Here is an 11704-nt window from a genome sequence, read left to right on the forward strand (position 1 = left end):
CAGCAAATTAAACAACGGCAGCCAACTTAAAGATTGGCAGATACATCGCAACGATCAAGCTGCCCACCAAACCGCCGATGACCACCATGATCATGGGCTCGAGCAGACTACTTAGGGCGTCGACTGCGTTATCCACTTCTTCTTCGTAAAAATCCGCAACTTTTCCCAGCATTGCGTCCAAAGAGCCGGATTCCTCACCAATGGAAGTCATCTGAATCACCATGTGCGGAAACAGGTTGCGCTGGCGCATGGCCAGCTGCAAATTCTGACCGGTCGCGACCTCCTCGCGCATTTTCAGAACAGCATCTGTGTAGACGATATTTCCTGTGGCGCCGGACACGGAACCCAAAGCTTCGACCAAAGGCACGCCCGCCGCAAACATGGTCGAAAGTGTGCGGGCGAAACGGGCAATCGCCGCCTTATTTAGGATGGATCCGATAACCGGGATCTTAAGCGACGCACGATCAACTAACTCACGGAACTTGCGCGATTTTTCGTGCAATTTAGCGATACTGTAACCTGCCGCTCCGAGCCCTATCGCAACGGCCCACCACCATTTCTGCAAAGCATCTGAAAGCCCGATTACCATTAACGTAAAGGCAGGCAAGTCAGCCCCAAAACTATCAAAAAGCTCTTTGAATTGAGGGATGACAAATACCAGCAATACCGCTGTAACGACTATTGCGACCACGATAACCGAAATCGGATAAAAGAGAGCCTTTTTGATCTTACCCTTGATGGATTCGGTCTTTTCTTTATAGGTCGCAATTTTGTCGAGAAGATCGTCAAGCACACCGGCTTGCTCACCCGCGGCGACCAAGTTGCAGACCAGATCGTCAAAATATTTTGGGTGTTTGGACAAGGCGACTGCCATCGCGGAGCCGCTTTCGATGTCGTTTTTGATGCTGAGAATCAATTCTTGCATCGATGGGTTTTCATGGCCGCGGCCAACAATCTCAAAAGACTGCACAAGTGGCACACCAGCACTCATCATGGTGGCCAACTGCCGGGTAAAGACCGAAATATCCCCGGCGGTGATTTTCTTCTTGCCCCCGCCCAGAAGTGGTTCGGCCTTTTTGCGCACCTTGGTTGGATTCACACCCTGCCGGCGCAGATCGGCGCGAATCAATGCAATACTGGCGCCACGGGTTTCACCCTTGACTTTGGACCCGCGCTTATCAAGGCCTTCCCAGGCGAAGTTGTGGCTTTTCTCGACCTTAGCTTTCTTTGTTACGGCGACTGCCATGGCGATTAGTCCTTGGTGATCCGATTGAGTTCTTCAAGACTGGTCACGCCAGCCTTGACTTTGCGCAGACCGGACAGGCGCAAATCGGCATAGCCCTCTTTTGCGGCCAGATCGGCGAGTTCGTAAGAATTACCCCCTGCCATGATCATTTGTCCCATTGCCTCAGACACCTTGATGAGCTGAAAAATACCGACACGCCCTTTGTAGCCATTGTTGCACTGACTGCAGCCCACCGGGCGGTAAATGGTCACACCTTCGTCGACTTCCTCTTGCGTGAAGCCTTCCTCAAGCAGCGCCTCGGCCGGTATCTTCTCGGCCTGACGACACACGGGGCAGAGCTTTCGCGCCAGGCGCTGGGCCAAAATCATCAGCACGGAGGATGCGATATTAAATGGCGGCACGCCCATGTTCGCCAGTCGCGTCAGGGACTGGGGAGCATCGTTGGTGTGCAGGGTAGAGAGCACCAAGTGACCGGTCTGGGCGGCTTTGACCGCGATCTCGGCGGTTTCCAGGTCGCGAATCTCGCCCACCATGACGATGTCAGGGTCCTGACGCAGAAAGGCGCGCAAGGCCGCGGCGAAGGTTAGCCCCCCTTTTGTGTTCAGATTAACCTGATTGATCCCAGGCACCTGAATCTCGACCGGGTCCTCGACGGTGGAGATATTGATCTCCGGCTTATTGAGAATATTGAGCGCGGAATAGAGCGAGACCGTCTTGCCCGAGCCGGTCGGTCCAGTGACCAGAATCATGCCGTAGGGTTTGGCGATGGATTCCAAAAAGTCCTGGCGCTGTTTCTCGTCCATGCCGAGGTTCTCGATGCCCACATTGGCCGCGGAGGAGTCGAGAATTCGCAGCACCACTTTCTCGCCATAGAGAGTGGGCAAGGTATTGACGCGGAAATCAATATCGCGTGAGCGCGATAGCTTGAGCTTGATGCGACCATCCTGGGGCACGCGCCGCTCGGCGATATTCATGCGCGACATCACCTTCAGTCGCGAAATCAGGCGTCCGGCGATATTCAGCGGCGGATTGGCCACCTCACGCAGCATCCCATCCTGGCGAAAGCGCACGCGGAAGCTCTTCTCGTAGGGCTCGAAGTGGATATCCGAGGTTCCACTTGAGATGGCATCGACCAGCATTTTATTGACATAGCGCACGATGGGGGCGTCATCGACATTGGCGTCTGTATCGTCGCGAGTTTCGCTGTCGGGGTCTTGAATGTCGATATTTTCGAGATCGGCATCCGAGACATTGACGCCGCCGGTGGTCGTGCCCTCGATGGCCTTGACCAAGGCGGCGGCCAGCTTGCCCTCCTCCACCAGCACCGACTCGGCGGAAAGCCCAGTGTTGAAGCGAATTTCATCAAGGGCCTGGTCGTTGGTGGGATCGGAGATCGCAAGGAACAGCCGGTTGCCGCGCCGATAAAGCGGCAGGGCGCGGTGCTTGGTAATCAAGCGCTCATCGACCAGAGCGAGCGGCAGCGTTTGGATGTCCATCGCGTTAAGATCGAGCAGCGGCACGCCGAATTCCTGGGAGGCCGCCAGGGCGATGGTGCGGCTATCCAGCGTCTTTTGCTCGACCAGGCTCTGCACGAACGGCTGGCGCCGGCGCAATGATTCTTCTTGAATCTTGAGCGCCGTCTCCTCGGAGATCAGCTCGTCGCGAATCAGTCGGCGCGCGAGCCCTGAGAGATTAACTTCTGACTGTTTGGTCGCCATCGGGCGCTCTTCGCTGCTTGACTGCTCTTAACGTTGCCAGGCTTAGGTTTCGGGTTCTGCGTTTCCCTTATAGTCTAACCGATGATCCGAAATTCGCCGACGCAACATGATGATGAACCCGCACGCTGCGGCTGGGCATCAGCTCAGGGCACCCGTCCCTGACTAGCGATTGACACCAAAGGCCAGGCGCACATTATTCGCGACAAGACCGTTGTCCTTTTGCTCGCTTTCATTCAAATAGAACTCAAAGATGGTTTCGCGATTCATCAACATATCCTCGCTCACGTCCTCGGCCACTTCATTGGCGTGACAGAAAACGCTGGTGTATGGCGAATCCGGCTCGCGCGGATCGGTCACCCAGAGATTGGGGGAGACATGATCCATGAAGCGCAGAAAGCCATAGCCCTTGTCCGGAAACCATTTGGTGCAAACGCCGCGCACGCATGAGCCTGGCTTACCCCAGTCGTTGCGCGGCTCGTAATTGATGGGCAGTAAATCGGGGATCAGATAACCGGACCAGAAAGCATCGACCTGCTTTTGCAGCTGGCGCGATATATTCTTAAAGGCAATCAGCTCCACCCGGCAGCCGGCATTCTGCAGTGCGCTGACCACCTGCAGGAAATCCCCATCCCCGGTGACCAAGATGACCTGCTCCAGCTTGCCGGCCTGCAGCATGGCATCCACCGCCATGTCGAGATCGGCGTTGGCCTTGGTGGAGACGACGCCATTTTCGTCTGTGTAGCGTCGCACATGCTTGACGGTGATCTTCCAGCCGTAATCGCGCACCATCTGCTGATAGGCGCGGGACTTCTTGGCGTATTCAAAATCCTCCCGCGCTCTTTCGCTGTCGTAGGCCAGGTAAGTATTTAAGCGCTGTAGCGGACCATTACAGCGCCCGGCAAAGCGGCGCAGCACGTCATAGCGCATCTGATAGCCGCCGTTGTAGCGGACATTTTCGGCGTCAACAAAGACGCCAACACGTTGAGCGGAATACAAAAACACGTCCTCTATCAAAAACAACAACGCCGCCCTAAGGGCGGCGCTGCCAACAAGTTAACAACATTTAACGCAACAACATGGCGCTACGGCGCATTTTGGACCGGGGCTTCCCCGCGGCAACCTGCCGCAAGCGCCGATTAGCCATTCATTGGTTCGCCCGATTGCCAATCAGATCATCCACCACGGTCGGATCAGCCAGGGTGGAGGTATCGCCCAGGGCGGAGACTTCGTTGGCGGCGATCTTGCGCAGAATGCGGCGCATGATCTTGCCCGAGCGCGTCTTGGGCAGCCCAGGCGCCCACTGGATAATGTCGACGGTCGCGATGGGGCCAATCTCGGTGCGCACCAGCTTGACCAACTCCTGCTTGAGCGCGTCGCTTGGCTCCACACCCGCCATCGGTGTGACATAGGCATAGATGCCCTGCCCTTTGATGTCGTGCGGATAGCCGACTACGGCAGCCTCAGCGACGGATTCGTGCAGCACCAGGGCGGATTCGATCTCGGCGGTGCCCAGGCGATGGCCCGAGACGTTGAGCACATCGTCGATGCGCCCGGTAATCCAATAGTAGCCGTCGGCATCGCGCCGCGCGCCGTCGCCAGAGAAATAATAGCCGGGATACTGCTTGAAGTAGGTATCGATAAAGCGCTGATGGTCGCCATAGACGGTGCGCATCTGCCCTGGCCAAGGACGAGTGATGACCAAGGCGCCCTCGCCGGCACCTTCCATGAGCGTGCCTTCGGCCGGGTCGACCAGCGCCGGCACCACGCCGAAGAAGGGCCGGGTGGCCGAGCCTGGCTTGAGTGGGGTTGCGCCAGGCAGGGGCGTGATCAGATGGCCGCCGGTCTCCGTCTGCCACCAGGTGTCCACCACTGGGCAGCGGCTGTCCCCGACCACCTGGTAGTACCATTCCCAGGCCTCGGGATTGATGGGCTCGCCGACGGTGCCCAGAATCCGCAGCGAGGCGCGCGAGGTGGATTTGACTGGATCGGTGCCGGCGCGCATCAGGGCGCGGATGGCCGTTGGCGCGGTGTAGAAGATATTGACCTGGTGCTTGTCCACCACCTGCCAGAAGCGCGAGTTGTCAGGGTAATTGGGCACCCCTTCGAACATCAGCGTCTTGGCGCCGTTGGCAAGCGGGCCATAAACAATATAGGTATGCCCGGTGACCCAGCCAACATCGGCGGTACACCAGTACATCTCACCGTCCTGGTAGTCGAAGGTGTAGAGGTGGGTCATGGCGGCGAAGACCAGATAGCCGCCGGTAGTGTGCAGCACGCCCTTGGGCTTACCCGTAGAGCCGGAGGTATAAAGAATAAATAGCGGGTCCTCGGCATCCATGGGCTCGGGCTCGCAATCGGGCGAGGCCTCGGCCATGGCCTCGTGGTACCAGAGGTCGCGGCCCTCGGTCCAGACGACATCGCCGCCGGTGCGCTGAATGACCAGACAGGTGCTGACATCGGGGCACTCGGCCAGCGCCTGGTCGGCGTTTTTCTTCAGCGGGACCTGGCGACCACCGCGCAGGCTTTCATCCGCGGTGATCAGCACCCGGCAGTCGGAGTCCAGAATGCGGTCGCGCAGGGAATCGGGCGAAAAGCCGCCAAAGACTACCGAATGCACGGCCCCGATGCGCGCGCAGGCGAGCATGGCAACGGCCGCCTCCGGCACCATGGGCATGTAGATGCAGACACGATCGCCCTTCTTCACACCACGGGATTTCAGCACATTGCCGAGTTTGGAAACCTCGGCATGAAGCTCGCGATAGGTCAGGGAGCGATCGACGCTGGGATCATCTCCTTCCCAGACGATCGCGACCTGATCGCCACGGGTGTCGAGATGTCGGTCGAGGCAGTTGTAAGCCACATTGAGCTTGCCGCCGTCGAACCAGCGGATAAAGACATCATCGGGTCCGTAGCTGTAGTCCATCACCTTGTCCCATTTCTTGAACCAGGTGACGAACTGATCGGCCTGCTCCGCCCAGAAGCCTTCGGGATCCTCGACCGAGCGCTGATACAGGCTTTGGTAGCGGTCGTGATCGATATGGGCGTGCGCGGCGATCTGCGCCGGGACCTCATGGATTTTTGACTCCGACATGCGATGGTCTCTCCTCAAGCGGGCTGCGGTGCGAACCAGCAACAATGACTGGGTCGCGGCCGAAAAATGTGATGAAGCCACCTGATTGGGTCAGCCGCATCATCGGCTGGACAGTCGCCGGTCGATCTATTGGACGATCTCTTCTGCGATCTTTTAGGTGGCGCGCAGGTGCAATACTAACCCCTTGATGGGCCGCCGGCCAGCAATGGGGGCAGCGCCGGTCAGTTCAGCGGCATGGAGCCCAGCGCCGGGAGGAAACGGCGCCGAGCACGCGAGCGGACGCCCTGTTTATGCGGGTAAAAAACCGTGACGAGAGGCCGTGTTGCGACATGTTCCACTGGCACGGGGTTGGGATCATGCCGCGCGGTCAGGCATCATAGCGGCTTACAGGCCCATTTTCTCGAAAAAGTTCTTGGCCTTGTCGACCCAGGAGGTGGAGTTCGGGCTGTGGCGATCCCCGCCGGCGACGAAGCTTTCGTCGAGCTCCCGCAGCAGTTCCTTCTGGCGGTCGGTGAGGTTGATCGGCGTCTCCACCACCACCCGGCAGATCAGGTCGCCGACCGGGCCGCCACGCACCGGTTTGATGCCCTTGCTGCGCATGCGGAACATCTTGCCGCTCTGGGTCCCGTGGGGCACCTTGAGCATCACCTTGCCGTCGAGGGTCGGTACCTGAAACTCCCCGCCAAGCGCGGCGGTGGTGAAGCTGATCGGCACCTCGCAGTAGAGGTTATTGTCATCGCGGGTAAAGATCGGGTGCTCTTGCACCTGGATTTGCACATAGAGATCGCCCGGTGGGCCACCCTGATCGCCAACCTCGCCCTCGCCGGCAAGTCGAATGCGATCGCCGGTATCGACCCCGGCCGGCACCTTGACCGACAGGGTTTTCTCCTCGCGCAGCCGGCCCGAGCCACGGCAATGACTACAAGCTTCCTCGATAATGTGCCCGGAGCCGCGACACTGCGGACAGGCCTGCTGAATGGAGAAAAAGCCTTGCTGCATGCGCACCTGCCCGAGGCCCTGACAGCTCGGGCAGGTCTTGGGCTGAGTGCCGGGCTTGGCGCCGCTGCCACCGCAGTGGTGACACTCCACTGCGGTGGGGATGCGGATTTTGACATCCTTGCCAGAGACGGCCTCTTCGAGCGTCAGGCTCAGGTCGTAGCGCAGGTCGGACCCGCGGTGCACGCGCCGCCCGCCGCCGGGCGCGCGACCACCGCCGAAAATGTCGCCGAAGACTTCGCCGAAGATATCCGAGAAGCTGCCGCCGCCAAAGTCGCCAGGCCCGCCGCCACCAAAGCCGCCCTGAGCGCCACCGACCCCGGCGTGCCCGAACTGATCGTAAGCAGAGCGTTTGCGCGCATCGGTTAAAACATCATGCGCTTCCTTGGCCTCCTTGAACTTGGAAATGGCTTCGGAATCGTCCGGATTGCGGTCCGGGTGGTGCTTCATCGCCAGGCGTCGGAACGCCTTTTTGATGTCCTGCTCGCTCGCGTTGCGGCTGAGGCCCAAGACCTCGTAGTAGTCGCGTTTGGCCATGGTGTGAGCTCAAGATCCCTTATTTCTTGTCGTCCTTGACTTCCTCGAATTCGGCATCGACCACGTCATCGGCAGTCGCATCGGCCGTATCACCAGCGCCATCACCCGGCTCACCGCCCTGCTGGTTGGCATAGAGGCGCTCGGCCATCTTGGAAGACGCCTCGCCCAATGCCTTGGTCAGGGACTCGATGCGGTCCTTGTCCTCGCCCTTCATGGCCTCTTCGAGGTCCTTGATGGCGGAGTCGATGCGGTCCTTCTCGCCGGACTCGAGCTTGTCCTCGCCGATTTGCTCCATGGACTTGCGCGTCGCATGGATCATGCTGTCAGCCTGGTTGCGCACGCCGACCAGCTCCTGGAAGCGGCGGTCGTCCTCGGCATGGGCCTCGGCGTCCTTGACCATGCGGTCAATTTCGCCATCCGACAGACCAGAGGATGCCTTGATGACGATGGACTGCTCCTTGCCGGTCGCCTTGTCCTTGGCCGAGACATTGAGAATGCCGTTGGCGTCGAGATCGAACTTGACCTCGATCTGAGGCACGCCGCGCGGTGCGGGCGGAATGTCGGATAGATCGAAGCGGCCGAGGGACTTGTTATCCGCTGCACGCTGGCGCTCGCCCTGGAGCACATGCACGGTCACAGCGGTCTGGTTGTCGTCGGCGGTGGAGAACACCTGCTCGGCTGAAGTCGGGATGGTGGTGTTCTTCTCGATCAGCTTGGTCATGACGCCGCCGAGGGTCTCGATGCCCAGCGACAGCGGGGTCACGTCGAGCAGCAGCACGTCTTTCACTTCGCCGCCGAGCACGCCGCCCTGAATGGCCGCGCCGATCGCGACGGCTTCGTCCGGGTTCACGTCCTTACGCGGCGCCTTGCCGAAGAACTCCTGCACCTTGGCCTGCACCTTGGGCATGCGGGTCTGGCCGCCGACCAGGATGACCTCGTCGATATCGCCAGCGGTGACGCCGGCATCCTTGAGCGCGGTGCGGCATGGGCCGAGGGTGCGATCAACGAGATCGTCAACCAGAGACTCCAGCTTGGACCGGGTCAATTTGATATTCAGATGCTTAGGCCCGTTCTGATCGGCCGTGATATAGGGCAGATTGATGTCGGTCTGCTGGCTGGAGCTGAGCTCGATCTTGGCCTTCTCGGCGGCTTCTTTCAGGCGTTGCAGCGCGAGCGGATCATTATGCAGATCGACGCCCTGGTCCTTTTTGAACTCATTGGCTAGGAAGTCGATGATGCGCAGATCGAAGTCCTCACCACCGAGGAAGGTGTCGCCATTGGTCGACAGCACCTCGAACTGGTGCTCGCCCTCAATCTCGGCGATCTCAATGATGGAGATATCGAAGGTGCCGCCGCCGAGGTCATAGACGGCGACTTTCTGATCGCCGCGCTGCTTGTCCATGCCGTAGGCCAAGGCAGCAGCCGTGGGCTCATTGATGATGCGCTTGACTTCCAGCCCGGCGATGCGCCCCGCGTCCTTGGTGGCCTGGCGCTGGGAGTCGTTAAAGTAGGCAGGCACGGTGATGACAGCTTCCGAGACTTTCTCGCCCAGGTAGTCCTCGGCGGTGCTCTTCATTTTCTGCAGCACTTTGGCCGAAATCTCCGGCGGGGCCATCTTCTTGCCGTTGACCTCAACCCAGGCATCGCCGTTGTCAGCACGGACGATCTGGTAAGGCACCATGTCCTTGTCCTTGGAGACGACATGGTCCTCATGGCGCCGGCCAATCAGGCGCTTGATGGCAAACAGGGTGTTCTTTGGATTGGTGACCGCCTGCCGTTTGGCGGATTGACCGACCAGTACCTCACCGTCGCTTGAATAAGCAACGATACTCGGCGTGGTGCGATCGCCTTCGGCATTCTCGATCACTTTCGGCTTGTCGCCATCCATCACTGCCACGCAGGAGTTGGTGGTGCCGAGATCGATACCGATGATCTTTCCCATTGTGACTTCTCCGGTTTCTAACTTTTGAATGACTTAATTCGTTGTAAATGCGGCCTGATCCGGCATCGAAGGACCCGGATTAACCGCGCGAGATGTTCTTGCGGACATGCTCAGGCAGGTAAGGCAAAACCCTGCAAAGTTCAAGTCTTACTCTAAGGTTTGCGCCCAATTATTACGCCGAGTTCGGCCGCCAATATCCGGAGCAGACGCCTCTTCAAGCCGCTCCGGCTCTTCGCGCCCCCGCGGCATCAACCCTGCTCAATAGCCTGAGACACCATCACCAGCGCCGGTCGCACCAAACGGCCATTTAGTGTATATCCACGCTGTATCACGGCGACAACGGTGTTGGGATCGACATCGGCGCGTGGCTGCATGGACATGGCCTGGTGGAATTCCGGATTGAACGGCTGATGCATCGGATTGACCTGCTCGACGCCGAATTTGCCCATCACGTCGCCAAGCAGCTTGAGCGTGAGGTCCATGCCCTCGCGCAGCTTGACCAGATCGGCATCCGGCTCGCTCGCCGCGGCCTGCCCGAGTTCCAGGCTGTCGCGCACCTGCAGCAATTCGCGGACAAAGTTCTCGAGCGCGAACTTGTGCGCGTTCTCAAGCTCTTTCGCCTTGCGCCGGGAGATGTTCTCCACCTCGGCGCGGGCGCGCAGGAGCTGATCGCGCGCCGCCTCGCTGCGCGCGCGTTCCTCCTCAATCAGCGCGATCAGCGCGGCCGGATCATCCGGCCAGGCTTCGCCCGTCTGGTCCGCGCCCTGCTCGGTCTGCTGGCTGGCTGGCTCGCCTGCCGGCGTCTCGAACTGCTCGTCAGGCCCTTGCGGTTGTTCCTGTCCCGCCTGGTCATTCATCATGCCCTGTCACCTCCGCGATGGCTCCCGCCGCACCGCGTTCCACTTGTAGGAGCCGCAGCCAGCACGCAAGCCAGGTATCAATGTCAGTTGTGTTGTCTGAGCGCCGCTGCCAGCAGCCGCGCGGTTACGTCCACGACCGGAATCACCCGCTGGTAATCCATGCGGGTGGGGCCGATCACCCCAAGCACTCCGAGCACCTCGCCATCCACCCGGTACGGCGTGGTCACCAAACTGCAGTCGTCGAGTACCTCATAACCGGACTCGCCGCCAAAAAAGATCTGTACGCCATCAGCTTTAATGCAGCGATCGAGCAGGTAGAGAATCTCCCGCTTCTCGCTGAAGGCCTCGAACAACGCCTTGAGCCGGTCCATACTGGCCAGCTCGTCAAAATGCATCAGGTTAGTCTGGCCCGAAACCAGCAGCTGGTCCTTGTGCTCGGCCGACTCCACCACCCGCTGCGCCATTTCCATCGCCTGGTGCAGGAGCTCGTCCATGCGCTCGTGAGTCGCCTGCAAATCCTCCAGCAACCGCCTGCGCACCTCGACCATGTCCTGACCGGTGAACACCTCGGTGAGGAAGTTCGACGCCTCCACCAGCTGCGCCGGAGTGAAGGCGCGCTCGGTGTGGATAATCCTGTTGTGAACCTCTCCCTCACCAGTGACCAGAATGGCCAACACCTTCTTACCCGACAGCGGCAGCAGCTCGATCTGCCGGAAAACGTCGCGCTCGTGCCGCGGCAGCATCACCACGCCGGCCAGACGCGTGACGCCCGAGAGCAATCGCGAAGCTGTATCCACCAACGCCGTGGCGTCATCTAACGGCTCGAACTCGCAACGCAGCGCATTGACGTCGATTTCATCCAGCGGCTTGATGGTCAGCAGACTATCGACAAACAGCCGATAGCCAAGCAGGGTTGGCACCCGTCCCGCCGAGGTATGCGGCGAGGACACCAGCCCCATCTCCTCCAAGTCCGACATCACATTGCGCACCGTGGCCGGCTAAGGTCCAGCCCGGTTTCCTTCGACAGGGTGCGCGACCCGACCGGTTGCCCGTCGCGAATGTGATGCTCGATCAGCGTCTTGAGAAAATGCGACGCTCGCTCGCTGACTTTGGTTTCGCTGCTGCCGTGCGTCCCAGCCATCCCAACCTCTTGTAGAATCAGAGACCGAACAACCAACCGAGCTAACGACCAACAAGGGCGCCCGCCCCGCCGGCCGCAGGCGCCGCAGCTATGGCAACAATGCCGCTGTGCGCCTGCGCGCTTTTGCCGTTAGCACTCACTAACCCAGAGTGCTAACGACCCACCAATTTAGG

At 59.8% G+C, this 11704-nt stretch carries 7 protein-coding genes and 1 pseudogene; all 8 read right to left on the reverse strand.

The window, feature by feature from the left end:
- Nucleotides 1-7: 7 nt before the first annotated feature.
- The 8 genes and pseudogenes from Thiosp_RS17920 to hrcA all read right to left on the reverse strand — a co-directional run bounded on the left by Thiosp_RS17920 (nt 8) and on the right by hrcA (nt 11531).
- Nucleotides 8-1246 carry a type II secretion system F family protein gene (locus Thiosp_RS17920; RefSeq protein WP_201067779.1) on the reverse strand — a complete coding sequence of 413 codons (1239 nt, stop codon included), beginning with the start codon at nt 1244-1246 and terminating at the stop codon, nt 8-10.
- 5 nt (nt 1247-1251) lie between these two features.
- Nucleotides 1252-2964, reverse strand: a complete 1713-nt coding sequence (gene pilB / locus Thiosp_RS17925) for a type IV-A pilus assembly ATPase PilB (RefSeq protein ID WP_201067780.1) — start codon at nt 2962-2964, stop codon at nt 1252-1254.
- Nucleotides 2965-3126: 162 nt separating this feature from the next.
- Nucleotides 3127-3960, reverse strand: a complete 834-nt coding sequence (locus Thiosp_RS17930) for a LabA-like NYN domain-containing protein (RefSeq protein WP_201067794.1) — start codon at nt 3958-3960, stop codon at nt 3127-3129.
- 148 nt (nt 3961-4108) lie between these two features.
- Nucleotides 4109-6055 (reverse strand): acetate--CoA ligase, encoded by a 1947-nt coding sequence (gene acs / locus Thiosp_RS17935; RefSeq protein WP_201067781.1) that lies wholly within the window; start codon nt 6053-6055, stop codon nt 4109-4111.
- 384 nt (nt 6056-6439) lie between these two features.
- Nucleotides 6440-7588 carry a molecular chaperone DnaJ gene (gene dnaJ, locus Thiosp_RS17940; RefSeq protein WP_201067782.1) on the reverse strand — a complete coding sequence of 383 codons (1149 nt, stop codon included), beginning with the start codon at nt 7586-7588 and terminating at the stop codon, nt 6440-6442.
- A gap of 19 nt (nt 7589-7607) precedes the next feature.
- Entirely contained in the window at nt 7608-9530 is a 1923-nt protein-coding gene (gene dnaK, locus Thiosp_RS17945) for a molecular chaperone DnaK (protein WP_201067783.1), read from the reverse strand.
- 248 nt (nt 9531-9778) lie between these two features.
- Nucleotides 9779-10390, reverse strand: a complete 612-nt coding sequence (gene grpE, locus Thiosp_RS17950) for a nucleotide exchange factor GrpE (protein ID WP_201067784.1) — start codon at nt 10388-10390, stop codon at nt 9779-9781.
- A gap of 83 nt (nt 10391-10473) precedes the next feature.
- Nucleotides 10474-11531: pseudogene (hrcA, locus tag Thiosp_RS17955) on the reverse strand (heat-inducible transcriptional repressor HrcA).
- Nucleotides 11532-11704 lie beyond the last annotated feature (173 nt).

Origin of the sequence: Thiorhodovibrio litoralis, assembly GCF_033954455.1 — a bacterium.
GTDB classification, from domain to species: Bacteria; Pseudomonadota; Gammaproteobacteria; order Chromatiales; family Chromatiaceae; genus Thiorhodovibrio; species Thiorhodovibrio litoralis.